Annotated in this window: 24 protein-coding genes; 4 read left to right on the top strand and 20 right to left on the bottom strand. The window is 69.3% G+C overall.

Annotation, left to right across the window (positions count from 1 at the left end; all coding sequences use genetic code 11):
- Nucleotides 1–67: 67 nt before the first annotated feature.
- On the bottom strand, nt 68–1,066 hold the full coding sequence (gap, locus tag Aple_RS45125; RefSeq protein ID WP_155350981.1) for a type I glyceraldehyde-3-phosphate dehydrogenase: 999 nt from the start codon (nt 1,064–1,066) through the stop codon (nt 68–70).
- Nucleotides 1,057–2,115 carry a hypothetical protein gene (locus Aple_RS45120; protein ID WP_155350944.1) on the bottom strand — a complete coding sequence of 353 codons (1,059 nt, stop codon included), beginning with the start codon at nt 2,113–2,115 and terminating at the stop codon, nt 1,057–1,059. Before Aple_RS45120 ends, gap begins: the two co-directional genes overlap by 10 nt.
- A 155-nt stretch (nt 2,116–2,270) precedes the next feature.
- On the opposite strand from Aple_RS45120, the gene ppdK reads away from it, so the two are divergent.
- The 3 genes from ppdK (at nt 2,271) to Aple_RS45105 (ending at nt 6,468) form a co-directional block, all read left to right on the top strand.
- Nucleotides 2,271–4,880: a pyruvate, phosphate dikinase gene (gene ppdK, locus Aple_RS45115; protein ID WP_155350943.1), complete on the top strand. Its 2,610-nt coding sequence runs from the start codon at nt 2,271–2,273 to the stop codon at nt 4,878–4,880.
- Between the two features lie 49 nt (nt 4,881–4,929).
- A complete protein-coding gene (locus Aple_RS45110; protein ID WP_155350942.1) occupies nt 4,930–5,766 on the top strand; it encodes an AMIN-like domain-containing (lipo)protein in 837 nt (278 codons plus the stop codon).
- A 144-nt stretch (nt 5,767–5,910) separates the two neighbouring features.
- A complete protein-coding gene (locus Aple_RS45105) occupies nt 5,911–6,468 on the top strand; it encodes a hypothetical protein (protein WP_155350941.1) in 558 nt (185 codons plus the stop codon).
- A gap of 188 nt (nt 6,469–6,656) precedes the next feature.
- Here the strand turns inward: Aple_RS45105 and Aple_RS45100 are convergent, their stop codons facing one another.
- Nucleotides 6,657–7,694, bottom strand: coding sequence for an MDR family NADP-dependent oxidoreductase (locus Aple_RS45100; protein WP_155350940.1), 1,038 nt, complete (start codon nt 7,692–7,694; stop codon nt 6,657–6,659).
- 74 nt (nt 7,695–7,768) lie between these two features.
- Here Aple_RS45100 and Aple_RS45095 point away from each other — a divergent pair, with 74 nt between their 5' ends.
- Entirely contained in the window at nt 7,769–8,446 is a 678-nt protein-coding gene (locus tag Aple_RS45095; protein WP_155350939.1) for a GntR family transcriptional regulator, read from the top strand.
- Here the strand turns inward: Aple_RS45095 and Aple_RS45090 are convergent, their stop codons facing one another.
- The 17 genes from Aple_RS45090 to Aple_RS45010 all read right to left on the bottom strand — a co-directional run bounded on the left by Aple_RS45090 (nt 8,447) and on the right by Aple_RS45010 (nt 25,487).
- On the bottom strand, nt 8,447–9,598 hold the full coding sequence (locus Aple_RS45090; protein ID WP_155350938.1) for an MFS transporter: 1,152 nt from the start codon (nt 9,596–9,598) through the stop codon (nt 8,447–8,449).
- The gene (locus tag Aple_RS45085) at nt 9,598–10,782 is read right to left on the bottom strand and encodes a flavin reductase (RefSeq protein ID WP_155350937.1); all 1,185 of its coding nucleotides are present in this window, start codon (nt 10,780–10,782) and stop codon (nt 9,598–9,600) included. Before Aple_RS45085 ends, Aple_RS45090 begins: the two co-directional genes overlap by 1 nt.
- 49 nt (nt 10,783–10,831) lie before the next feature.
- The gene (locus Aple_RS45080; protein ID WP_155350936.1) at nt 10,832–11,209 is read right to left on the bottom strand and encodes a nuclear transport factor 2 family protein; all 378 of its coding nucleotides are present in this window, start codon (nt 11,207–11,209) and stop codon (nt 10,832–10,834) included.
- Nucleotides 11,210–11,246: 37 nt separating this feature from the next.
- A complete protein-coding gene (locus Aple_RS45075; protein ID WP_155350935.1) occupies nt 11,247–12,329 on the bottom strand; it encodes an LLM class flavin-dependent oxidoreductase in 1,083 nt (360 codons plus the stop codon).
- Between the two features lie 40 nt (nt 12,330–12,369).
- Nucleotides 12,370–13,185, bottom strand: coding sequence for an SDR family NAD(P)-dependent oxidoreductase (locus tag Aple_RS45070; RefSeq protein ID WP_155350934.1), 816 nt, complete (start codon nt 13,183–13,185; stop codon nt 12,370–12,372).
- Between the two features lie 61 nt (nt 13,186–13,246).
- A complete protein-coding gene (locus Aple_RS45065; protein WP_155350933.1) occupies nt 13,247–14,452 on the bottom strand; it encodes an ABC transporter substrate-binding protein in 1,206 nt (401 codons plus the stop codon).
- A 62-nt stretch (nt 14,453–14,514) separates the two neighbouring features.
- Nucleotides 14,515–15,237 (bottom strand): ABC transporter ATP-binding protein, encoded by a 723-nt coding sequence (locus Aple_RS45060; protein WP_155350932.1) that lies wholly within the window; start codon nt 15,235–15,237, stop codon nt 14,515–14,517.
- Nucleotides 15,234–15,971: an ABC transporter ATP-binding protein gene (locus tag Aple_RS45055; RefSeq protein ID WP_155350931.1), complete on the bottom strand. Its 738-nt coding sequence runs from the start codon at nt 15,969–15,971 to the stop codon at nt 15,234–15,236. The genes Aple_RS45060 and Aple_RS45055 overlap by 4 nt, the downstream gene beginning before the upstream one ends.
- Entirely contained in the window at nt 15,968–17,923 is a 1,956-nt protein-coding gene (locus Aple_RS45050; protein WP_155350930.1) for a branched-chain amino acid ABC transporter permease, read from the bottom strand. The genes Aple_RS45055 and Aple_RS45050 overlap by 4 nt, the downstream gene beginning before the upstream one ends.
- A gap of 132 nt (nt 17,924–18,055) precedes the next feature.
- Nucleotides 18,056–18,928, bottom strand: a complete 873-nt coding sequence (locus tag Aple_RS45045; RefSeq protein ID WP_155350929.1) for a succinate--CoA ligase subunit alpha — start codon at nt 18,926–18,928, stop codon at nt 18,056–18,058.
- On the bottom strand, nt 18,925–20,136 hold the full coding sequence (locus Aple_RS45040) for an ATP-grasp domain-containing protein (protein ID WP_155350928.1): 1,212 nt from the start codon (nt 20,134–20,136) through the stop codon (nt 18,925–18,927). Before Aple_RS45040 ends, Aple_RS45045 begins: the two co-directional genes overlap by 4 nt.
- Nucleotides 20,137–20,139: 3 nt before the next feature.
- Nucleotides 20,140–20,910, bottom strand: coding sequence for a citrate/2-methylcitrate synthase (locus Aple_RS45035; protein ID WP_155350927.1), 771 nt, complete (start codon nt 20,908–20,910; stop codon nt 20,140–20,142).
- Nucleotides 20,894–22,369, bottom strand: a complete 1,476-nt coding sequence (locus Aple_RS45030; RefSeq protein WP_155350926.1) for a hypothetical protein — start codon at nt 22,367–22,369, stop codon at nt 20,894–20,896. Before Aple_RS45030 ends, Aple_RS45035 begins: the two co-directional genes overlap by 17 nt.
- Entirely contained in the window at nt 22,362–22,802 is a 441-nt protein-coding gene (gene glmS / locus Aple_RS45025; protein WP_218038836.1) for a methylaspartate mutase subunit S, read from the bottom strand. The genes Aple_RS45030 and glmS overlap by 8 nt, the downstream gene beginning before the upstream one ends.
- Before the next feature lie 77 nt (nt 22,803–22,879).
- Entirely contained in the window at nt 22,880–24,025 is a 1,146-nt protein-coding gene (locus tag Aple_RS45020) for an acyl-CoA dehydrogenase family protein (protein ID WP_155350925.1), read from the bottom strand.
- A gap of 2 nt (nt 24,026–24,027) precedes the next feature.
- Complete coding sequence (locus Aple_RS45015) at nt 24,028–24,249, bottom strand: ferredoxin (protein WP_170321982.1); 222 nt, start codon at nt 24,247–24,249, stop codon at nt 24,028–24,030.
- Nucleotides 24,246–25,487: a cytochrome P450 gene (locus Aple_RS45010; RefSeq protein WP_155350924.1), complete on the bottom strand. Its 1,242-nt coding sequence runs from the start codon at nt 25,485–25,487 to the stop codon at nt 24,246–24,248. The genes Aple_RS45015 and Aple_RS45010 overlap by 4 nt, the downstream gene beginning before the upstream one ends.
- Nucleotides 25,488–25,590 lie beyond the last annotated feature (103 nt).

Below are 25,590 nucleotides of genomic sequence, written 5' to 3'. Positions count from 1 at the left end.
GAGCCTGCTCACCCAGACCAATTCCCCCTGACGCTCCCGCCGCCGCACCCGGGCCCCTGGTGGAGACCTATTGTTCGGCCGCGATCCGGGTGGCCGTCTCGACGAGGCGGTTGGCGTAGCCCCACTCGTTGTCGTACCAGCCGAAGATCTTCACCAGCGTGCCGTCGGTCTGCGTCAGGGGCGCATCGAAGACGCAGGAGGCGGTGTCGCCGATGATATCGCTGGAGACCAGCGGGGCCGTGCTGTAGCGCAGGACGCCGGCCAGCCGGCTCTGCGCCGCCTGGGCGAACGCGTGGTTGACCTCCTCGACGCTGGTCTGGCGGCCGACCACCGCGGCCAGGTCGGTCAGCGAACCGTCGACGACCGGGACGCGCAGGGCGATGCCGTCGAGCCGGCCCCGCAGGTCGGGCATGACCTCGCCGACCATGCGGGCGGCGCCGGTCGTGGTGGGGATGATGTTGACGGCGGCCGAGCGGGCGCGGCGCGGGTCCTTGTGCGGGGAGTCGAGCAGCCGCTGGTCGCCCGTGTAGGCGTGGACGGTCGTCATGAAGCCTTTGACCAGGCCGAACGTCTCGTTGAGTACCTTGACCATGGGCGCGACGCAGTTGGTCGTGCAGGATGCCATCGAGATGATCTGGTGCAGCCCGGGTCGGTAGGCGACGTCGTTGACGCCGGGGACGAGCGTGACGTCCATATCCTTGCCGGGCGCGCTGATGAGCACCTTGCGGGCGCCGTTCTTCAGATGCTTCTCGGCGTCGGACCTGCTGCGGAAGCGGCCGGTCGCCTCGATCACGAGGTCCACTCCGTACGCCGTCCAGTCGATGCCGGACGGGTCACGGTAGGCGGTGACCGGTATGCGCCTGCCGTCGACGATCAGCGCGCCGGGGGCGACCGAGACGGGCTTGTCATAGGTGCCGTACGTGGAGTCGTGCTTGAACAGATGGGCCAGCGCGTCGGCGTCGGCCAGGTCGTTGATCGCGACGATGTCCAGCCCCTGGTCCAGCCCGGCGCGGAGCACAGCGCGGCCGATCCGGCCGAAGCCGTTGATACCGATCTTCATCGTGATTCCTCTCTGCGGGTCTGCACGCCGATCGTCCGGCGATGCCGGTGCGTGCTCGTAGAGGCGAAGGACCGAACTTCCGGCCCGCCCATTGACTTCACCAGGCGTACGAAGGCGAGCCCGGTGAGCGCCGCCACCGTCGCGGCCATGACGGCGCCGCCGAGAACGCCGATCGCGGCGACCAGCCAGACCGGCTGCCCTTCCCGCCACAGCGGCGTGGTCACGGCGGCGAACGCGGCGAGAGCCACCATCCAGGCGCCCGCCGTGGCGGCGACCCACCAGGCCGTACCAGGCAGGCGCGAGGCCAGGACACGCCACTGCAGACCGCCCATCGCGACGAGCATGACGGCGCCCAGCAGCACGAGCACCATCGGCGGCTGGTCGAATCCGCCGAGTACGATGGGGATCGCGCCGATCGACCAGGCCACCGCCGCTCCCCCTGCGGTGGCCCCTGCCCAGGTGACGGTCGGCACCCACGGCAGGGCCGTTCGCAGTGCGTACGCCTGAGCCAGGCCGAGAACCGAGCCCTCCACGATTCCCGCGGCCACGATGAGGAGCGCCGACAGCAGTTCGGGGCCTGCCGAGGCGACCGACGCGGCGACCAGCGCGGGCACCGCGAAGCCGGCCAGCTCGCCCAGCGTCACAGCGCCGAACCAGCGACGCCACAGCCCGCTGGGCTCGGGCCGGGGTTCGGCCGGCGCGAGCACCATCGTGACCGCCACACCGTCCTCGAGCGAGGGCACCACAGGCACGCCCACCGCTCCGAGGGCGTCGCGGACCGCGGTCGGCGCCCTGTCCACTGCCCCGTAGGCGGCATGCCGCTTACCCCGCAGGACCACGGTCAGCGGTGCGCCTCCAGCCAGGTTGCGCCACCACAGCCGGTCACGCCTGCTGACGATCGTGAGGACGTCGCCATCCTCCGCGTACTGGACGGGGACGGCGATGGTGCGCCCCGAGCGGCGACCTGTGATCAATAACAGGACCACGCTCCGGGACAGCAGATCATGCAACGGGGACAGCAGTAACCATCGCACCACGGCGTTGACGACACGCATCGGAGCCTCCTTCAACGGCTCTTCCACGGTCGCCAATCTCACCGATCCAGACATGTGCCGAAAGTCCCGCCCGGCGGTGCCTTTGGGCTCGGGGCGCTCCGCCGTACCGCTCGAAAGGCTTGAAGCGCCTACGAGTCACGGCAAGGAGTGAAGAAATGACCTACATCTTCGACTTCGCCGACGGTGACATGCACATGAAAGACCTGCTCGGCGGAAAGGGCGCGAACCTGGCCGAGATGACCCGGCTGGGCCTGCCGGTCCCCCCGGGCTTCACGATCACCACCGAGGCCTGCCGGGCCTACCTCAAACTGGGCGAAATCCCCGAAGGGCTGCCGGCGGAGATCGGCGACCACCTGCTCCGCGTCGAGAAGACCATGGGCCGCCGGCTCGGCGACCCGGCCGATCCGCTGCTGCTGTCGGTCCGCTCCGGCGGCAAGTTCTCCATGCCCGGCATGATGGAGACGATCCTGGACGTCGGCCTCAACGACACCACGGTCACCGGCCTGGCCACCACCTCGGGCGACGACCGCTTCGCCTGGGACTGCTACCGCAGGCTCATCTCCATGTACGGCACCACGGTCGAGGCCGTCCCGCACGACCTCTTCGAACGAGCGCTCGCGACGCGCCGACAGGCGGCCGGCGTGCGCACCGACCCGGAACTCGACGCGGCCGACCTCCGCGACCTGGTCGAGGAGTACAAGCAGATCTTCCAGGACCACACGGGCGAGCCGTTCCCCCAGGACCCGGCCGCGCAGCTCACGGGCGCCGTCCTGGCCGTCTTCCGTTCCTGGAACACCGAACGCGCCCGCGTCTACCGCCGCGCCGAGCACATCCCCGACACCCTGGGCACCGCCGTCACCATCATGGCCATGGTGTACGGCAACCGGGGCCCCAGGTCCGGGACGGGCGTCGCCTTCACCCGCGACCCGACGACCGGCGCCCGCGGCCGCTACGGCGACTACCTGCCCAACGCCCAGGGCGAGGACGTCGTCTCCGGCAGCCGCGACACCCTGCCCCTCCAGGAGCTGGCACACCTGGACCCGCCGAGCTTCGACCAGCTGACCGCCGCTATGGGGGTCCTGGAGCAGCGTTACCGCGACCTGTGCGACATCGAGTTCACCATCGAGGAGGGCCGGCTGTGGATGCTGCAGACCCGCGTCGGCAAACGCACCGCGGCCGCGGCCTTCACCATCGCCGCCCAGCTCGTCGACGAAGGCGTCATCGACCTGGACGAGGCGCTGCGCCGCGTCGACGGCGCCAAGCTCGCCCAGCTCATGTTCCCCCGCTTCGACCTGGCGGGCGACCCGGAGCCGATCGTGACCGGCGTGGCCGCCGCACCCGGAGCCTCCTGCGGCCGGGCCGTCTTCGACTCCCGGCGCGCCACCGAAGCCCGCGAGCCGGTCATCCTGGTCCGGCGCGAGACCAATCCCGACGACCTGCCCGGCATGCTGGCCGCGCGCGGCATCCTCACCAGCAGGGGCGGCAAGACCTCGCACGCGGCCGTCGTCGCCCGCGGCATGGGACGCACCTGCGTCTGCGGCACCGCCATCGAGATCGACGACGAGCTGCGGGAGTTCCGCGCCGGCGACGTGGTTGTCCGCGAAGGCGACCTCATCTCGATCGACGGCACCACCGGCAAGGTCTACCTGGGCGAGCTTCCCGTGCGCCCGTCCCCCGTCGTCCAGTATTTCGAGGGCGAGCTGGACGCGGGCTCAAGTCCGCTGGTCGCGGCGGTGCACCGGCTGGTCTCGCACGCCGACGCCGTCCGCCGGCTCGGCGTGTACGCCAACGCCGACACCCCGAAGGACGCCGCCCGTGCCCGCCGGTTCGGCGCCGCCGGAATCGGCCTGTGCCGTACCGAGCACATGTTCCTGGGCGAGCGGCGCGAGCTGGTGGAGCGGCTGATCCTCGCCGAGGGCGAGCAGGAGGTCCAGGCTGCGCTGGACGCGCTGCTCCCGCTCCAGCGGGCCGACTTCACCCGCATCCTGGCGGCCATGGACGGCCTGCCGGTGACCATCCGGCTGATCGACCCGCCGCTGCACGAGTTCCTGCCCGCGCTGGAGGACCTGCTCGGCGCGACCACCGAACACGACAGGAAACTGCTGGCGGCGGTCCGCCGGATGCACGAGAGCAATCCGATGCTCGGCCTGCGCGGCGTCCGCCTCGGCCTGCTGGTGCCCGGGCTGTTCGCGATGCAGGTCCGCGCGATCGCCGAGGCCGCCGCCGAACGGGTCGCCGCCGGCGGCGACCCCCGACCGGAGATCATGGTGCCGCTCGTCGGCGACGTCCGCGAACTCCACCTCGTACGCGCCGACGCGGAACGTGTCCTGGCCGGCGTCCCAGGCATCCCCATCGGAACCATGATCGAGGTGCCGCGCGCGGCCCTGACCGCCGGCGACATCGCGCACGAGGCGGAGTTCTTCTCCTTCGGCACCAACGACCTGACCCAGATGGCCTGGGGTTTCTCGCGCGACGACGTGGAAGGCTCGATCTTCCCGGCCTACCTGCGCCTGGGCGTCATCGACGCCTCGCCGTTCGAGACCATCGACCGCCGCGGCGTCGGCCGGCTGGTGTCGATCGCGGTCGAGGAGGGCCGCCAGGCCCGGCCGGACCTGCGGATCGGCGTCTGCGGCGAGCACGGCGGCGACCCCGACTCGGTGCGCTTCTTCCACGAAGCCGGACTCGACTACGTGTCCTGCTCCCCCTTCCGAGTGCCGGTGGCCCGCCTCGAGGCAGGCCGCGCGGCACTCCCGGCCGGCACCTGAACCCTGGCCGTTCTGTCCGGTCGTGAACCAACGAGAAGAGATGATCATCATGCGCTCTCTCATCGCAGAAACCGTCCAGGCGGCCGGGCTTCCCGTCCCGGTGCCCGCGCCCACCCCCGTGCTGGTGGCGATCCGCGCCGAACGCCATCCCGGGCTGGATCGCCTCGTCTTCGAGTTCCGCGACGGACTGCCTGTGCGACGGAGCGGCACGTACGTCAAGCGGCTGGTCGCCGACGGGTCCGGGGAGGATGTGCGGGTAACCGGGGACGCCATTCTCCTGCTGCGTTTCACCGGGGCCGACGGCCATGACGCCTTCGGCACCCCCTCGTACGGGTCGGCGCGCACGACGTACGCGCTGCCCGGGATCATCCAGGTGGTCAACGCCGGTGACTTCGAGTCGGTGCTGTCGTTCGGTGTCGGGCTGGCCAAGCGGGTGCCGTACCGGATGTACACGCTGACGAGCCCCAGCAGGGTCGTCGTGGACTTCTCCGCCCCGTACTGGACCGTGAACGCAGGGATTCGCCTGCCGGACTCCACCGGGCATCCGCGTACCGTATTGCGCCCGGTGATTCCCCCCGGCGTGGCGCGCGGCGCCCTTCTGCGGCTGTTCGCCGGGCCGACGGCGGCCGAACAGGCGGCGGGGCTGCGGCTGGTCAGCTCGCACGCCACCGGATTCAGCAAGCTCACGATCAGCAGAGGCGTCGCGCGGGTGTATCTCACCGGTCACGTGCGCGGCGACGGGTCCGCCTTCACCATCGCGAACGAGATCACGCTCACCCTCAAGCGGTTCCCCACCATCTGCTGGGTGAAGATCTACGACGCCTCCGGCCGCACGCAACAGCCTCGGGGCCGTTGCGACTCGATCCCCGAATGCCTGGAACCGTGATGCTGATCCAGGGCCGAAAGTCCCGTCCGGAACGGGCCTAGCGGGCCCGCCGCGCGAGTCCTCCAGCCCTAAGCATTGATCTGAGAAAAGGGTGTTATTGGGGTGCGAGAACAAGACAAGGACCGCTCTTAAAAGGGACTCACCATGGCCACCACCGAAGGACGCCGCACCGTCCACATCCCCCGCACTTTCAACTCGCACACGCCGTCCAGCGCGGCACGCACGGTGGACTACGTCTGGGCCGTCGCGCGCATCTCCCTCGGCTGGGTCTTCCTGTGGGCCTTCCTCGACAAGGCCTTCGGCTGGGGCCTGGCGACCCCCGCCGCCCGCTCCTGGATCAACGGCGGCAGCCCCACCACCGGCTTCCTCAAGGGCACCGGCGAGAACGCCCTCGGCGGATTCTTCTCCAGCCTGGCCGGACAGGCCTGGGTCGACTGGCTGTTCATGCTCGGCCTGCTCGGCATCGGCGCCGCCCTCATCACCGGCGCCGGAATGCGCATCGCCGCCGCCACCGGCTCCCTGCTCCTGATCTTCATGTGGGCCGCCGAACTCCCCCTCGCCAACAACCCCTTCCTGGACGAACACCTCATCTACGCCGTCGTCCTCATCGGCCTCGCCCTCACCTCCGCCGGCAACACCCTCGGCATCGGCGCCTGGTGGTCGCGCACCGCGATCGTCCAGAAGTACCCGATCCTCAAGTAGCCAAGTCTCCCAAGACGCCCATCCGCAACGGATGGGCGTCTTGTTGCGTCGGTTCGCGGCCAGAGGTCACCCGTGGCCCAGTTCGTCCAGCGGCAGCGACCGCAGGAAGTCCTCGGCATCGAAGATCTCCCCGGCTGTGGCGCGAAACCGAGCGACTCCTCAACGGCTGAACCCGACCGAAGCCGGCCTCAGAGCTGGATCAGCAGCTTCCCGACATGTTCTCCCCGGAACAAACTCACGAAGGCGCGGGGCACGCTGTCGATCCCCTTCAGGATGGTGACCCGATCCCGCAGACGTCCGTCGCGGACCAGTTTCGCCATCTCCGCTTGGACGGTGGGCAGGAGTTCGGCGTAGGACCTGGTCAGATAGCCCTTCACCGATAGTTCCTTGGCGACGATGGCAAAAAGGTTTCGCGGGAGGGAACCTGACTGGGTGTCATAGTTCGACACCGTCCCGCACATCACAATGCGGGCCCCAGGCCGGGCGTTGTCGATCGCCGCTTCGAGCTCCGGCCCTCCCACGCAGTCGAAGTATCCGTGAATGCCGCCAGGAGCCGCCGTTCTGAGTGCCGCGGACAGGTCGGGAACACGTCGGTCGAGCGCCACGTCCGCGCCCAACCCCAGGACGAGGTCCCGCTTCTCGGCGCTCCCCGCACTGGCCACCACCCGCGCACCCGCGATCTTCGCGAGTTGCACCGCGAGGCTCCCGATACCGCCTCCGGCGGCGGAAACGAAGATGACGTCACCGGGTCGCGGGTCCAAGAGCTTGACCATCCCGACGTATGCCGTCAAACCGGCGGGACCCAGCGCGGTGAGGTACGCGGCCTCGGACATGCCCGGCTCCTCGACGATCCGGTGCGGACCTCGCCAGCCGGTCTCGTCAGCGCGAATCACCGCGTGCGTCCGCCAGCCGGAGCTGTGCAGCACGAGATCGCCTTCCGCGAAGCCCGAGCGGCGCGAGGACAGCACGCGCCCCAGGGCGAAACCACTGATGGGCCCGCCTAACGTGATCCTCGGCATATACGGCGAATCCGATTCGCGCATGCGAAGGCGGGCCGAGGCGTCGAGGGACAGCCACGAGTTGGCCAGCAGGAGCTCGCCGGCTTCCAGGGAGCGCGGCACCGGTGCCCGATGGAGCTCGAAGTCCTCCTCGCGGAGGATGTCCGGCGGATAGGCGCGGAGTCGTATCTCGGTCGCTTCTCTCCGGCCGTCGGAAATCCGATCCATCGTTCCGCCAGTATCTTGAACTCAGTATACAATAATCAAGCATACACGATCGATGTTCGACAGGAGAGCGACCCATGAGCGAGGACGCGCTCAACGTTCCGCTGCTGCACGCCGCCGTGATGGACCGGCTGGTTGAAATGATCGTGCGAGGCGAACTGCGGCCCGGGCAGCGCCTGTACGAGATCGAGCTCTGCGAACGGCTGGGTGTCAGCCGGTCCCCGCTCCGTGAGGCGATCCGGAAACTCGCGGCCGACGGGCTGCTGCACATGGAACCCCGCCGAGGAGCCGTGGTCGCCCCTCCTGCCAAAGCGGACGCGGCCGCGCTGTACGCCTGCCGGGAACTCGTCCAGATCGAGTGCACCAGGCTCGCGATGCCCCACCTCACCGAGGCGGAAACCGACAGGATGGCCGAGGTCCTCAAGCAGATGCGGGCCGCGGCCGACGTGGCGGACACCTACTCCTACCTGCAGTTGGTCGGCGAGTTCCGCGGCGTCATCGACCGGGCGTGCGGCAACAAGGTGCTGATCGAGCTCGTGGAAGGCCTCTGGCGGCGCACCCTTCGCTTCAGGTATATCGCCGTTCAGAACGCCGCGCATCTCACGAACTCCCTCTCCAACCACGAGCAACTGCTCGCCGCCATCCGGGCGGGCGACACCGAGCATGCCCTGGAGCTGACCCGAAGGATGATCAACGCCTCCCTCGACTCCATCCTCAAAGGAATCGACATGCTTGAGGAGACCAGGGCATCGTGATCACCGGCCGCGGGGGACGAGCAGGCTCCACGAGAGCATGCCTCCGGAGGCGACAGCGAGGCCGCCGACCAGGAGCCACCCGAGCCGTGGCTCGCTGACACCGCTGGTGACGGCCATCACGAGCGGTCCGGTGGCGGAACCGAGCATCCCTCCGGACTGAACCACCGCGCCGGCCATGGCTGGCCGTCCCAGCCCTCTGCGAATCGCGCTGGTGAACATCAGCCCCGACCATCCCCAGCCGAAGGTGAAGGCGACCAGGATCCCCACGGCCGACGCGGTCGCCTGCCCGATGGCCAGGAGCAGGGCGCCCCCTCCGCCAGTAAGGATCATGCCGGCCAGCGCCAGGTCCGTGAGCTCCGGGCGAGCCTGGACCAGGAGCCCGGAGACGATCCGCGACGCGATCCCGAGGACGTTCGCCACGATGAGCAGGTGCGCCGCGTCCTGGTTCGCGAACCCGGCGGCCGTAAGCCCGGCGAACGCGTACCCGGTGAGCGCTCCCGGCAGGAGCGAGGCCAGCAGCGTCACCCAGCCGAGCGCGGTGAGCCGGCGCTCGGCCGACGGCCCGTACGCGGACGTCAGGGGACGTGACGCGGGCGGCCGAGCCGGGAGGACGGCGCGGAAGCCGACCACGGTGGCGAGCGACAGCGCCGCCGCGATGGCGAAGGGCGCCCGCCAGCCGATTCCGCTCACGACAGTGCTCGCGTAGGCCGAGGTCATAAGCCCGATCGGGATGGCGGCCTGCTTGACGCAGAGCACCACCACCAGTCGCCGGGGGCTGACCACCCCGTCCAGAACGGCGTTCGTCGAGGGCAGGGTGAGGCCGAATGCCGCTCCCGAGGCGACGCTCGCCAGCAGCAGGACGGGCGGCCACTGGCCGCCCAGGGCGACGGCGAGCAGTGCCACCGCGCTGACGATGGTGGCCGCCGAGGCGACTCTGCGTGGCCCGATGGCCTCCAGCCGCCTGCCCAGCACGGCCGCGGCGAGACTTCCGCCCAGGAAGTACGCGGCCACGGCCACTCCGACGACCCAGGTCGGCTGGCCTCCGGGCAGCTGATGCCCGACGACCCCCAGGAGCGCGACCAGGATGACTGTCGAGATGTCGACGGCGATCGCGGCGACAACGATGACGGCGACCCCTGACGCACGCCGCATCAGGCCGGGAGGGCGTCGCGCGCACGGCAGGCGTCCGGATCGACGCCCAGCAGTCGCGAGACACGATCGGCGGCCGCGACCAGCTGCACGGCCAGGTCCCGCATGTGCGCCCAGGACATCTCCGGCGGCAGCCCCAGAAGCCGGAGGGCGAGTTGCACCCTGCCGTCGGTCCCGAAGACGGGAGCGCCGAGGAACCGCACCGCGCAACGCTCCCCGGGGTCGAGGTCAGCCGGTTCGACGGATGCCTCGAGTCTGTCGATCGCCTGGGACACGCGCTCCACCAGGTCGGTCGTGATCTCACCCCCGGAGGCCGCGTCGAACAGCCGATCGAGCTCGGCGGAGTCGTCGGCCAGCCAGATCGACCAGCCGCGTTCCCTGATGCGGTGGAGCATCCGGGACCAACCGGCGGGTGTCTCACCCATGTGCCGGAACCGGCGGCTCCACCGCAGGTTCTCCTGCGGTTGCCAGGCGGCGAACAGACCGCCCCGTGGCGGAACCAACGGGATTCGCAGCCCCACGCGAGTGGGCGCGTGGCCGTGCGGGCTGACGCCCGCGCTCGCGATGAAGACGAGCTCATCGCCCAGCAGCGCCTGGGCGACACACTCGAAACCGGTGCGCTGGGCGATCTGTTCCATCTCCGCTCGGGCCAGGTCGGCGAGCCGGATCTGCGGGAGCAGGTCGATCTCGGGGGCGAGAACGAGAGACGCCGGTGTGAACTGCCCGTAGCCGCCGCGGAAGAACACCAGTGGCGGCGCGTCGCTGCCTTCACCCAGCGCCGTGACCCGCCCGATGACGATGTGGTGGTCCCCCGCCTCGTGCACCGCGTAGTGCTCACACTCGACCCACAACAGCGCGTCGGGAAGCGATGGAGCGCCTCCCGGCGTGGGCTGCCAGGCGATCCGGTCCCAGCGGTCCGGGTAGCGGGCCGCGAAGGAGCGGCACACTTCGGCCTGCTCCGAGCTCAGCACGTTGACCGCGAAGCGCACCGCATTTCTGATCTTCGGAAAGGTGGTGGACGACCGGTCAGGCATGAAGCTCACGAGCGGCGGATCCAGGGATACCGACGAGAACGTCCCGACGATCATGCCGACCGGATCTCCGGCGGCGTCCATGGCGGTCACCAGGGCCACTCCTGTCGGATGCCGCCCCAGCGCCCGCCGGAACGCGGGACCATCGATGGTCATCGTCGCACCTCTCCTTCCGCTCGCTCTTCCCGTCCGGCGTCCCTTGTGCTCACCCGTAGTCGTCGTACTTGACGATCTTGCCGTCCTGGATGGTCATGACGGTGCAGAGTTCGAGCTCGATCGACTCGCCCGCCTTGGCGAAGCCGGGCATGTCGGCCTTGGCGGTGGCCGCCCAGGTGTGTTCGATGAGGACCACGTCGTCGAAGGCGACAATGCGCCGGCGATCGCGGAAATGCTTGTCGGGGATGACGGCCGCGGCGCCTTCCTTGCCGGCGAAGACGATGTCCCGGCCGATCCGGTGCACCCCCCGGTTGTGGTGGGTGACCTCGACGTCCTCGCTCATCAGCGTCTTCATCGTGGCAAGGTCGTCGGAGTTGTAGCACTCCACGTACGCGTTGGCCACGGCCAGCAGTTCCTCTTGGGTCATGTGCGCTCCTTTGACGGTTGTGGAGACGGGTAGACGATCAGTCGGCGGCCGGGGCGAGCTTTCGCAGCCTCGGAGCCACCTCCGCGGCCATCAGCCGGAGCGACTCATTCCAGGGCTCCGGATTGGCGGCGTAGTTGTGTCCGGGGACGAGGGTGGTGCCCCACCCCCCGCTCTCCTCAAGGCAGGCGGCCAGCTTCTCGGCGACGGTGTCGGGGGATCCGACGATCCAGACGTGGTCGGCGAGGTAGTCCAGGTCGACGCTGAGAGGATCGGCCACGCCCTGGACCAGGCCATCCAGCAGCCCCAGCCGCTTGAAGTGCGGAAGGAGGATCCGACTCCACGCGTAGCCCAGGCCGCCCTCGATGGCCCACTTGCGCGCCTCCTTGTCCGTCTCGGCGACGAAGACGTCGCGCTGCACCCGGAGCATGGACCGGTCGACCGTGTGGCCGGCCGCCTCGGCGGCCTCCGAGAACGTGGCCCAGTGCTGCGCGACCCTCTCGTTGCCGGAGAAGACCGAGAGCGGGATGTAGCCGCGCGAGCCCGCGAACGCCAGGGACTTCGACGGCGAGCTCGTGCCGGCCATGGCGATCTCGACCTTGCCGCCGTACGGCCGGACGTCGCGGAGTGGAAGCTGTCCCTCCTTGGTCTGCGGATAACCCGCCTTCCAGAATTTCCCCTCGTGGTGGAACGGCTCGGCCGCCCAGACCTTCTCCATGATCTCCAGAGCCTCCACCACCATGTCGTGGTTGCCCCGCATGTCGGTGAGGCCGCGCAGGGCGGCGTCCGACGGGTAGGCGCCGGCGCCGACCCCGAGGATGTAGCGGCCTTCCGCGAGATGCGTCAGCCAGGAGACCTGCACGGCGAGGGACGCGGGGTGGTGGTAGGGAAGCAGGTGGGCCCCCGGGCAGAGCTTGATGCGCTCGGTCCTCGCCGCCGCGGCGGCGAGGATGATCTCGGGGTTCGGGACCGGCTCCCATGCCACCGTCGCATGCTCACCCACCCAGTACTCCGTGAGGCCGGCCTGGTCGGCCACGACGGCCTGGCCGACGACCCAGTCGTACACCTCACGAGGCGTGCGCTCGGGCGGCGTGTGCGGCGATTGGAACAGTGCGAACTTCATATCGAGGCCTTTCTCTCAGAGGGCAAGGGGTCGGGCGGGCTCACTTCGTGTCGACCGCCCCCGTGAACATGGCGGGCGAGGTGGTCAGGAATCCGCCGTCCACCGGGATGATCGCGCCCGAGACCCAGCGGGCCCACGGGCTCGCGAAGAACACCACGGCCCTGGCGACATCCCAGGCGTCGCCGCCCGGTCCCAGCGGGGCGGTGCGCTGGCGGTCGGCGATCTGCTCCGGGGTCAGGGTCATCCGCAGCAGCGGGGTGTCGAGAGTACCCGGCACCACGGTGTTGACCCGGATGCCCTGCGGCCCGAGCTCGGCGGCGAGGACGGTGGCGACCGCCTCGATGGCGCCCTTGGAGGCGGTGTAGGCGACGGTGCCCGAACTCGACACCCCGCGATGGGCGGCGATCGAACTGATGTTCACCACCGAACCGCCACCTGACGCGGCCATGGCCGGTACCGCGGCCCGGATCAGGAAGAGCGTGCCCTTGAGATTGACCCCCAGGTGCAGCTCCAGGTCCTCGTCGGTCATGGCCGCGAGCGTGCCGGAACGGAAGACGCCGACGTTGTTGACCAAGGTCGTGAGACTTCCGAACGTGTCCACCGCGGTGTCCACGGCGCGCCGGGCGACGGCCGGGTCGCGGACGTCGCCCACGCAGCCGACCGCGCGACCGCCCTCCGACTCGATGAGCTCGACCGTCTCCCTGGTCCGCTCCGCCACGCTGTCGAGGACGACGACGCCGCACCCGGACCTGGCCAGCAGCACCGCACTCGCCTTGCCCGTGCCGAAGCCCGGTCCGCTCGACCCCGCGCCGGTCACGATCGCGACGCCGTCCACCATGGGCTCGAAACTCATCATCACTCCTGGCACTCGATCCGGATGACCTGCGCGAGTTTCGCGCAGGTCATCGGTCTCCAATTCACTGTCCGGGCGTGACCAGCTTGCAGGTGCCGTCTCCGTCGCGGAGTTCGCAGACCGCGATGGGTGCCTGCAGCACCCCGTTCTGGGCGAAGGAGACGTCGCCGTTCCCCGCGTTGACGCTCACCGTCTTGAGCGCCTTGGCCACCGCGTCGGGGTCGTCGACGGTTCCCGCCTTCTCCATGGCCCTGGCGAGAGCGTTGATGGAGGAGGTGAACTCCGTCGCGTACAGCTGCGCGTCCAGGGCCGGCGGCTTGCCGTTGACCTGCTCGTACTGCTGGAACAGCTGGGTGACGTCCGGGTTGCCGGTGTACGGGTCCAGGCCCCGGTTCATGATGTACATGTACGGGAAGGGAAGGGGTTTGCCGTTGTTCCCCGTCAGTCCGGTTCCGGCGGTCGCCCCCAAGACGATCATGCTGCCGAACGGGCTGCCGAGCTGCACGGCCTGGGAGGCGAAGGCCTGAACCGCCCCACTGGTGGTGCCCGTGAAGACGATATCCGGCTTGTACGACTTGAGCTTGGTGAGAATGCCGGAGAAGTCGGTGCTCGCGATGTCGAAACGCAGCTTGTCCACGACGTCGACCCCCTTGGCGGCGAAGGCCTTCTCGATGAGCTCGACGTAGGGGTCGGACGCGGCCCCGGACGGCCACACGATCGCGGCCGTCTTCGTGCCGGGCTGGTACTGCAGCGCCCCGTTCACGGCGGCCGGGAACACCGTGGCCGCGCTCGGGTTCGTACCGAAGATCTTCGCGAAGGCCGGGTCACCGGCCTTCGCCTCCAGCCGGCCGGAGATGTAGGTCGACCCGGCCAGCCACAGCACGTCCTGCTTGGTGACCACGGACTCCGCCGCGACCACCGACGGGGTGTCGGCCGGCCCGATCAGGTACTTGACCCCCTCGTCGCGGATCATGCCCAGGACCCCTGCCGTCGCTTTCGCGGGGTCGCTGGCCGAGTCCTTCGTCGTCACGGCGAAGGTGTACTTCTGGCCGTTGACGGTGATGCCACCGGCCTTGGTCACCTGGTCGATCCCCAGCTTGATGCTGCCCAGATGGGCCTCGCCCTGGGCGGCGAAGGGGCCGGTCAAAGACAGCACGGCCCCGATTTCGATCACGTGATCGTTGACACTGCTCGTTCCCCCGTCCGAGCCACAGGCGGCGGCCGTCGACAGTGACATGACGGCGGCTACAACCGCGAACTTCTTACGCATGACTCTCCTTTGGTTCTTCCGGACGTGGGTGTCCGAGCCCGTGAATTCCCCGGGTCGATCGCTCAGGGGTCGACACCGAAGTAGGCGGTGTTGATGGCGTCGCCCTCCGACAGCTCCGCGCTGGAGGCGGAGGCGACAAGGTGTCCGTTCCGGAGCACGTAACCCCAGGTCGAGACCTGTAGGGCCAGCGCGCTGTACTGTTCCACGATCAGGACCGCGGCCCCGAACGTGGTCTGTGCCCAACGGATCAGCTCCACGATCGTCGGGAGCATCACCGGTGCCAGGCCCAGCGACGGCTCGTCGAGCAGCAGCATCCGCGGGCGCGACATGAGCGCGCGCGAGATGGCGAGCATCTGCTGCTGTCCACCCGACAGCTGACCCGCCGGCTGCTTCGCCTTCTCCGCGAGAACCGGGAAGTGGTCGAGCAGCAGCGCGATGGTCTCGTCATGGGTTCCGCCGCCGCGCCGGACGGAACCCAGCCGGAGGTTCTCCAGCACGGTCATCTGCGCGAACACCTGCCGGCCTTCGAGCACATGGGCCACGCCCCTGGCGAGGGTCTGGTCGGGGCGGAGACCGACGAGCGACTCCCCGTTCAGCCGGATGTCGCCGGACCGCGGCTTCACCTGACCGGAGACACTGCGCAGGATCGTGCTCTTGCCCGCGCCGTTCGCTCCGAGCAGGGCGACGGTCGTGCCCGCCGGCACGGACAGGCTGACGTCCTTGACGGCGACGACCCCGCCGTACCCCGCGGTGAGTCCCGAGATCTCCAGTTCGGCAGTGCTCATGGCTTCTCCTCCATCGGGGTCCCGAGGTAGGCCTCGATGACCCGCGGATCCTTCACCACCACCGACGGAGGGCCCTCGACCAGCTTCTTTCCGGCGTCGAGGACCACCACCCTGTCGCACATGGACACCATCAAGGTCATGTCGTGGTCGACGATGCCGACGGTGACGCCCAGGTCCCGCAACGTCAGTAACAGCGCCTTGAGCTCGCGCGTCTCGAAGTCGTTGAGCCCGGCCGCGGGCTCGTCGAGCAGCAGCAGGTCTGGCTGCGCCGCCAGCGCGATGCCGATCCCGAGCCGGCGGAGATAGCCCAGGGGAAGGTCGGACGCGAGCGCGTCGAGGACCGCGTCGAGGCCCACGAGCGCGACGAGTCTCTCCCCGGCGAGCGCCTCGTCGACGCGCTTGCTCTTCGGGCGGCAGCTGTGCGCGATGGCGAGGGCCTCCCGCACGGTGACCCCGCCGAAGACCATCTGGTTCTGCGACGCCATGACCAGCCCGTGCCGGGCCAGTTTGTCGACCTTCCAGCCGGTGACCTCCTCGCCTCGCCAGAAGACGCCGCCCCGCGTCGGCGGGTGGACGGAGGACAGCGCGCGCAGCAGCGTGCTCTTCCCCGAGCCGTTCGGGCCGATGATGCCGAGAATCTCACCGGCCACGACGTCGATGTCCACCGCGTCGCAGGCGACCAGCGCTCCGAACCGAACCGTCACCCCGGCGCCACGCAGCAGGACCTCGCTCATGAGATCTCCTCTCGCACCAGGTCGGACGAGGGCCGCGCGTCGGCGCCACCGGCCGCGGGCCTGCTGGAGCCGGCGGCCGCGGCCGGGTGACCGGTACGGGTGAGACGAGACCGGAGCGTCGAGTAGCCGGTGATCAGCGCCGGGACCAGGCCGCGCGGGAGAAGGAGAATGATCATGATGAGGAGCACCCCGAACAGGAGTTGTTGGTCCACCGGATCGAGTCGCAGGAGCTCGGGCAGCAACACGTAGACCATCGAGGCGACCAGCGGGCCGGCGAGTGAGATCCCGCCCAGGATCAGGATGATGACGATCTCGATGCTGAAGATGGCGTCGAACGACGTGGGGACGATCACGGTCTGCGTGTAGAGGTAGAGCACGCCCCCCACGGCTGACACGGCTCCGCTCAGCGCGAAGGCGCCGACCTTGGCCCGGCCGACCCGCAGGCCGATCGAGCGGGCGAGGCTCTCGTTCTCCCGGACTCCCGCGAGCTGCCTGCCGAAACGGGTCGGCTTGACCATGCGGAGGCCGAAGGCGGCCAGGAGCGTCACGAGGAGCACCAGGTAGAACTGGGACCGGAGGTCGGTGAAGGTGATGGGACCGATCACGGGGAGTCTTTCCGGCAGGATCAGCCCGTTGTCGCCGTTCGTCAGGTCGATGGCGGTCAGCGTCACCTGGGTGACGAGCGCGGAGAAGGCCAGCGTGACGAGGAGCAGGTAGTGGCCCGTACATCGGGAGACCACCAGCCCGAGGAGCGCCCCGGCCGCCACCGTCAGCGGCACCGCGACCAGCAGCGCCCACCAGAAGCCCAGACCCAGGTGCACGGCGATGACCCCGGCCGAGTAGGCGCCCACGGCCATCAGGCCGCCCTGCGCGATCGACAGGACGCCGGTGGTCTCGTACACGTACGCCAGCGCGTAGACCTGGATGGCGTACAGGACGCTGAGCAGGACGAGCGACTGCAACCGGGACGTGCCCACCGCCTCGAAGATCACGATCGGCAGGAGCACGAAGGCGGCGCCGCCCAGCAGTGTCTCCACCCGGCTGTGCCTCCGCACGTGGGCGACGCCCCTGGATGACCGGGCGAAGGTCGAGTCGCCGGGCGGGTGCTTCTCGAAGAGACCACCCGGCCGCACGAGCAGCACAATGATGATCACTCCGTAGGTGAAGAACGGAACGTATTCGGCGCGGCCGTAACCCGCCACCAACGTCTCACCGATGCCGTAGAGCACGCTGGCCTTCGCCAGCCCTGACACGTTCCCCAGGCCGCCCAGCAGGGCGACCGCGAATCCCTTGAGGATCAGGTGCCCGCCGTCGAAAGCGCCCACGGGCTGGAGCGTGCCGTAGAACACGCCGCCAAGACCGGCGAGCGCGGAGCCCGCCACGAAGGCGACCGTGACCATGCGCCCGACGTTCACGCCGACGTGCGATGCCGCGACGGGATTCTCGTGCGCGGCCCGCAGTTGCGCGCCGAGCTTCGTCCTGGCCAGCAGCAGGAACAGACCGGCGGTGACCAGGCCCGCCATGACGAGCACGAGCACCCGGTTCCAGGCGAAGTAGGTGTCGCCGAGGGCGGCGCCGCCGTCGAGTGCGGCGGGCACGCTGACCTGGAAGCCGCCCCAGATCTTGAAGGCCGCCGCCTCCAGCACGAGCAGCAGCCCGAGGCCGATGATCAGTCCGTTGTAGGGGTTGTCCATCGTGAAGCGGAAGAGCAGCCGTTCGCTCAGCCAGCCGATCGCCCCGGCGGTCACGACGGCGGCCAGCGCGGCGAAGACGAAGGGCACGCCCGCCGTGATCAGGTCGAGCGCCACGAAGACGGCGAGGACGAGGAACTGGCCGTGCGCGAAGTTGATCAGTCGCGTCAGCCCGAACACCAGCGTGATGCCGACCGCGATGAGCATGTATACGGAGCTGGCGACCACGCCGTTGAACAGGTGTTGCATGAGGAGATCCATGCCCACCCCTTTCCTCGTCCTGCCCGGGATGTGGAGCGTCCGAGCCACTCCGGAATATACGGATTCAGTATCTTGAATACAATAGCCAGGATGCGGGTTTCACTTGCCGATCCGGAGACCGGTGAAGGCCGATCAGCCCAGCAGTTCCCTGGTCAGCTGCCCCACGCTGACGTACCTCTCGACCACGTGCGCGCCCGCCTCGGCGAGCGTCGCCATCTTGGCCTGGGCGCTTCCGGCAGGTCCGTCGGCCTGCGCGCCGGCATGGCTGTAGCGGATGCCCGCCGGGGCCGCCGCGCCCGCGATGTACGCGACGACCGGCTTGCCGACCTGGCCCTTGCGGATCAGCTCAGCGAGCCGCTCCTCCTGCGTGGTCCCGATCTCGCCAAAGATCACGATCGCCCGGGTGTCCGGGTCCTTCTCCGCCAGCGTGACGGCCGTGGGCATGTCGATGCCGATCACGCTGTCCCCGCCGATGCCGATGCACGTGGACGTGCCTATGCCGGCGCGCGCGAGGTTGTCGGCGATCGTCGACATCATCCCGCCGCTGCGCGAAACGACGGCGACCTCGCCCGGCCTGAACCTGCTGGGATCCAGGGCCCCGAGCAGGCACTGGCCCGGGCTGATGATTCCCGGGCTGTTGGGACCGATCAGCGTCACCGCGCTTTCGCGAGCCTTGCTCAGCAGTTCGATCGACAGGTTGAGCGGAACTCCGTCGACCATGAGCGTGACGGGGTCCATGCGCTCGTGAATCGCCTCAAGCGCCGCGTCCCGCAGCCCGGCCGGGGGCACCAGCACCAGGGACGCGGTGCACCCGGTCTGGTCGGCCGCTTCGGCGACGGTGTCGAAGACCGGAACTCCGCCGACCGAGGTGCCGCCACGGCCGGGGGTGACGCCGGCTACCGGCTGGTAGCCGGCCCTGGACATCAACTCCGTGACGTACACGCCGAGTTGCCCGGTTATGCCCTGGATGAGAACACGCGTGTTCCGGTCCACCAAGAAACTCATCGGCCCTGCTCCTCGCTGGAGTTGACGTCCTCGATCAGGTCACGCAGCATCCGCGCGGCCGTCCACTCATCGGTTTCCTCACCGACCACACGGAGGCGATCCATGCGGCCCGTGCCCCACCGCGCGACGATGTCCCGCGCCTGCGGCGATTCGTTGCCCGCGAAGCGCACCACGCTGGGCCCTCGCCAACCGGCGCGTTCCCAGCCGTCGACCAGCCCGTGCGCCGTCGTGGTGAGCGGCTGGTTGGCGATGCAGGTCGAGAAGAGCACGCCCTCGATGTGCGGCTGACCCGCCACCAGCTCGGCCGCCACCGCGACCTTCTCGGCGGAGGGAGCGCCCGAGGTGTCGCAGTAGTTCGTGGGCGCGAGATCCGCAGCCGCGAGGGCGTCGAGGACGACCATCGACTCGCCCCCTCCGACCGAGTGGGAGGCGACCCGGGGCTGCTCGGCGGGCGCCGCCCCTTCGGGCAGCAGCTGCACGTAGCGGAAGCTCCCCCGGTGGTCACGGGACTGGTATTCACGGGCGAGCCGCTCGCGCGGGTCCGTCTCCACCGCCTCCAGGTACGCCGCGTCCGGGATCAGGGCCTTGGAATAGTCGTCGATGTCGGCCTTGCCGTCGAGCGCGACCAGGCCGTGCGGGGTCAACGCGATCGGGTTCAGCTCCAGGAGGTAGGCCGACCAGCGCGAGACGCACCGGATCATCGCGGACAGCGTCCGCGTCACCTCCAGGAGTTCGTGCGAGGCGAGGCCGGTGCGCCGGAGCTCCCGTCTGATCACGTGGGGTTCGATGTGCGAGTCGAACTCCAGCTGGAAGGCCGCCCGCGCCGGGTCGAAACCAGTCCCGCCGGAGCTGGAGAAGCGAAGCACGCGGCGCGGCGGGCCTTCCACGATCGAGACGCTCGCGTACCCCTCCCACTCGGCCTGGATGCCGGCCTCGACGAGCACGGCCTCGACCGGCATGCCCTGGATGGTGGCCGCGAGGAGCTCCGCGGCGATCGCCTCGGCCTCCGCCGGGTCCGCGCCTGACCGTACCCCGCCGGCGGACGCCCGGTCCCCGGCGGCGACCTGCGCCTTCACGAACACCCGGCCACCGAGCTCCGCCGCCGCCTCCCGGGCCTCGGCCGCCGAACGGCAGACCAGCCCGGGTGGCGTCGCGATCCCCTCCTCGCGGAGGATCTCCTTCACCTGGTATTCGAGCAGCTTCGTCATCGCTTACGCTTCCTCCTGCTTTGCGGGTGACACGAACCGGATCGTGTCCAGGGACGGGGCGCGGAAGGGCTTCTCGCCCATGAGCTCCTCGCGGGCGTGCGCGGCCAGCCCGAAGGCCCTCCCCAGCCCGGTGACGAGGGTGATGTCGGCGGTGCCGAGCCCGGCGTCCAGGAGCAGCGCGGCCACCGCGGCGTCGGCGTTCATGCGCAGGTCGCGTCCGGACTCGGCACGGAGTGCCGCCTCGCAGAGCCGGGCGATCCGCCGGTGGGTCCGGTCCTCGGCCACGCCGCTCATGAGGGCGGGAACGCGCGGATCCCGCCGGTGGTAGGGATGCCCGTACCCGGGAAATCTGTCCCCGCGGTCCAGCAGCCGCCGCACCACGTCGCGGGCGCCGGTCTCGTGGTCGTCCGAGGCCGCGATCTCGACGAAGAGGTTCGCCGCCCCTTCGGCTGCTCCCCCGTGCGCGGGGCCCGCGAACGCCATCAGGCCACCGGCGACCGCGAAGGGCACCGCCGACCGGGTCGACGCGGTCACCCGCGCGACCAGCGTGGACGGGGCCGAGACGCCGTGGTCCAGTGCGGCGATCAGGGCGCGGCGGAGCGCGTCGGCGGAGCCGGTGCCGGGTGTTCCCCCGAAGAGCACCAACCACAGCGTGGTCGCCAGGTCACCGTCGTCGATCAGGTCCTCGATGGGGACACCGCGATAGCGGATCGAACTGTCTTCGACGTCGGTGATCGAGGTGGACCATGAACTCAGGTCAGGAATGGGGGTCACCGCCTTCTGGCAGGGTTGGCTCCTCGAATTCGAGGAAGGACAGGTCGTCGATCACGTCTTGGTAGGACAGCTCGCCGGAGCCGCTGCGCGCGCGGCGGGAGGCGAGTCGTTCGGCTTCGATCCGGAGCGCGGCGGCGGGCAACGGCAGCGCGCCATGATCGAGGAAACGCACCGCGCCGTCGGCGTCGCGAACGGGAAGGACGTTTCCCCGCACATGCACGTTCGGAGAGAACGGAATGTCCAGCACGCCGGTGGCCAAGGCGGAGATCGACCCCCGAACCGGGTCGCCGTTCCCCATGTCCAGGACGGCGTCGAGTATCGCGCGGGCCTCCATCAGGTTCAGTTCGAGTTCGAACTCGACCTCGGGGGAGAGCAGCGACGTGGCCTGGCGGGAGATCAGGTGAGTCAGGTACCGCGTGAACCGGATGCTGGCGGCGTTCGCCGCCGCGGTCGGCACGCCGATGCCCTCCTCGATCGTCTTCACGTAGTTGACGGGCGTCCGGGCGATCGCGCAGGCCAGCACGTTGGCCGCGAGCAGGCCGTAGGCGTCGGGCTGGCGGGCTGGAAAGGCGCCGTTCCAGTCGCTGCTGGCCACGTAGGTCCGCACGTCCCCGAAGCCCAGCTTGGCGAGGTACTCGTCGGTCAGCGTGCCCACCGCGATGCAGCCGGCGACGTCCTGGGCCACGTGCCCCTGGAGCATCTGGTACGGGACGATGTGTTTCACTCCCTGCCCGGCCATGATCAGCGCGTCGAGGACGACCCCGACATGCATCAACGAGGGAACCGAGCACGTCCCGCTCTGCGCGAAACCGATCGCGTCCTCGACGATGGGGACGCCGTGGGCGGCGTACTCTCCCATCAACCTGAAGATGTACTGCCAGTTCGGGATGGACACCTCAAGGGACCCCAGCTTGGAGTACTCAAGGGTCGCGTACATCGGGCCCGACACGAATCCCGTCGCCCCCGAGGCGAACGCGGTTTCGGCTACGAGCCGCAGGTCGATGGCGTTGGCGCGCACGATGACCGGCCGATCGACGGCGGAGATCAGCTCCCGCGTGCGTTCGACTCCGTGGGCGAGGAGCGGATATCCGTTGAGCACGGAGCGGTCGGGCGTGCTCTGGGCGAGGGCCTTGGCCGCGTCCTCGAACTTCAGGGACCGGGTGAGGCTGTCGACCGTGATCGGGACGACGCCCGCTCCCGCCGCCGAGAGCGTGCGCATCAGCTCGAGCTGCGCGTCCCAGTGCGCGACACCCGCGCGGGGAATGGCCACCGTGTTACCCGTGGCTTTGGCCCGGGCGAGGGTGGCGGCCATACCGCGGCGCTCCGCGTTCGATCGCGCGAAGTCCCAGGCCTCGTCGAGGTCGTACGGCTCCCGGCCGAGCTGCCGGTGGAAGACGGACGCGCGTTGCGTCTTGAGCTCGTCCAGGTCGAGCATCTCGTTGGAGACCTGGTCAGGCATTCTGGCTCCCGCGCGCACGCAGATCGTCCGCCAGATCCCGGACCGCCTGGTCGGGCAATGTGCGCGGTGGGTAGACCCGGTCGAATCCCATGCGCGCGAAGCGTTCGCGCACCTCGTCCCACGGCGTCGCGGCGCTGACCGACAGGTTGCCCCCGACGTACAGGATGGGGTCGGCGCCCGCCTCGCGGAGTCCTGCCACCAGCTCGGGGCAGAAGATCCCCGCGTGCCCGTTGCTCGACGAGACGAACACGGCGTCGGCGTCCTCGGTCACGGCGGCCGCGACGAACTCCTCGGGCGAGGTCTGGATCCCCAGCTGGATCACATCGGCGCCCGCGTTGCGCAGGGCATGGCCCAGCAGGGTGATGCCCACGACGTGGATGTCGTCGCCGATCGACCCGACGACCACGCGGACGCGCCTCAGGACGCTTGTCACCGCTTCCACTCCCTTCTTGTATCTTGAATACAGAATTCTTGCGTCAAACGCACCTCTTGTCGAGGGACCTTCGAACGTCAGAGCCCCAGGTCTCGCCCGATGATTTCCTTCATGATCTCGTTCGAGCCGGCCCAGATCTTGGTCACCCGCGCATCACGCCAGGCGCGTCCCACGCGGTACTCGTTCATGTACCCGTACCCGCCGTGCAGCTGGAGGCAATGGTCGAGCACATCGTTCTGCACCTGGGCGGACCACCATTTGACCTTCGCCGCGGCTACGGCCGTCAGCTCCCCACGGACATGGGCCAGCACCGCCTGGTCCACGAACGCCTGAGTCGCCTCGACCCGGGTGACCAGGTCCGCGATCAGGAACTTGTTGTGCTGGAAGGACCCGATGCTCTGCCCGAATGCCCGCCGGTCCCTGACGTAGGCGATCGTCTCGTCGAGGAGCTGTGCGGCATGGGCGACGTTGGCGACCGCCGCCGACAACCGTTCCTGCGGCAGCCACGCCATCATGCTGGGGAAGCCCGCGTCGACAGCGCCGATCACGTTGTCATCCGGCACCCAGGCGTCCTCCAGGTAGAGCTCGGCCGTGTCCGCTTCGGACTGGCCGACCTTGTCCAGCCTCCGTCCCCGAGTGAAGCCCGGAGTGCCGGCCTCGACCCCGAAGAGGGTGATACCCCGGCTCCGCTCGGCCGGGTTGGTCCGGGCCGCGATCACGACGAGGTCGGCGGTCGTCCCGTTCGTGATGAACGTCTTCGATCCGGTCAACCGCCAGCCGTCCCCATCCCGGACGGCACGCGTGCGAAGGGCCGCGAGGTCGGATCCACCCGATGGCTCCGTCATCCCGATGGCGGTCAGCATCTCTCCCGAGCAGAAACCCGGCAGCCATCTCCGCCGCTGCTCATCCGTCGTCAGGTGCAGCAGATAAGGCGCCACGATGTCGGCGTGGATCGAGTACGCCGACCCGAGCGCCACCGTCACGCGCGACAGCTCTTCCAGGACCACGGCCATGAACCGGTAGTCCGGCGCGTCGGACCCGCCGTACCGCTCGGGGACGTGGAGGCCGAGAAGCCCGAGCTTCCCAGCTGAGAGCCACACGTCCCGTGCGATCGCGCCGGCCTGGATGAACTCGTCAACCCGGGGAGCGACGGACGTGGCGACGAAGGAGCGAACCATGTCGCGGAAGTCGTCGTGGTCGGTGTCGAAGATCATGCGTCTCATCGTCAGGACGCCAGGTACCGCAGGGCCCGGGATGGACAACCGTCCGCCGCTTGGATCACACCGTCCGCGATCGCGGGGTCGATCTCGGTGACGACCACCTCCACCAGGCCTTCGTCGTCGTCCTGATCGAAGACGTCCGCGGCGGTGAGAACACACTGGCCGCTGCCGATGCACAACGATCGATCGACGGTCAGCTCTCCGGCGGTCCCGACCTGGAACTTCACTTCGGATCACCCCACGCCACCGGAAGCTCGTACAGGCCGTAGATCGTGTGATCCGTCTTGAACCGCAGCCGGTCGCGCGGGACGGCGACGCGGAGGTCCGGCAGCCGGCGGAACAGCGTGGTGAGGACGACCTGCAGTTCGATCTCCGCCAAGGTCTCTCCGATGCATCGGTGGGTTCCGTGGCCGAAGCTCGCGTGGTCCTTGGCGTTGGGACGGTCAAGATGGAGCTCGGCCGGGTGGTCGAAGACTCGAGGATCACGGTTGGCGGCCTCGCTGGAGACCACGATGCCTTCCCCTGCCCTGATGGTCGTGCCGCCGACCTCGATATCCTCGAGGGCCACCCGGCACCGGCCGGCTTGCGCGATCGTCGCGAAGCGCAGCAGTTCGTCGATGGCCAAGGCGACCTGCCTGGGGTCCTCCGCGTCGAGGAGCGCCGCGAGCTGGTCGGGGTGGTCGATCAGCGCCATGACGGACATCGCGATCGAGTTCGCCGTTGTCTCGTGACCCGCGAGAAACAGCAGGCGGGTGCCCTCCGCCAGTTGCTCCATGGTGCAATGACCGGTCTTGACGTGCTCGGAGATGGCCAGGGACAGGACGTCGTCCTCCCGCGGGTGCTCCGAGCGGTCCTGGATGAGGCCGTGGCAGTAGTCGAGAAGACGCTGCGAGGCGGCCCGCGACTCCTCGGCCGAGGAACGCCACGACAACATCGTGTGCGTCTCGTGCTCGACGATCTCGTGGTCCCGATACGGCGCGTTGAGCAGCTCGAAGATCACCTGAGAAGGAATGGGCAACGCGAAATGCTCGACGAGGTCGACCGGTGAACCCATGGCGATCAGCCGGTCGACCGCCTGGTCCACGAGATCCTGGACGCGGGGGCGCAGACGTTCGATCCGCTTGACCGTGAACCACTTCGTGAACATGCGCCGTTCGACGTTGTGCTCCGGGTTGTCCTTGTTGTTGAACGTCTGAAGGCCACTCTTCCGGTAGCCGGCGAGAGCCGGGCTGACGTGGGGGTACCCGGGCAGGTCGGGTCGCGCGCTCACCCGGGGATCCCCCAGCAGCATGCGTCCCTCCTCGTATCCGGCCACCACCCATGCCTCGTCGCCGTTCCACAGCCGCATCCTCAGCATGGGCTGCTCTTCGAGCCGCGTGGTGTAGGCATTCGGCGGCTCGTAGGGACAGCGACTGTCCTTTGGGCTGGGGTAGGTCCCGATGGTCGGCGCGGCCTCGGTGGACATGGCGCTCCTTTCCCGACTGCGTGCGCCATGAATTCTGTATACTTAAGACAAGGCTCGTCAAGGGCTCACGCTGGCTCATTTCACAGCAATCCACACCCGGCCG

The sequence above is a fragment of the Acrocarpospora pleiomorpha genome (assembly GCF_009687885.1).
GTDB classification, from domain to species: Bacteria; Actinomycetota; Actinomycetes; order Streptosporangiales; family Streptosporangiaceae; genus Acrocarpospora; species Acrocarpospora pleiomorpha.
This window is presented reverse-complemented; position numbering and strand designations above follow the sequence as displayed.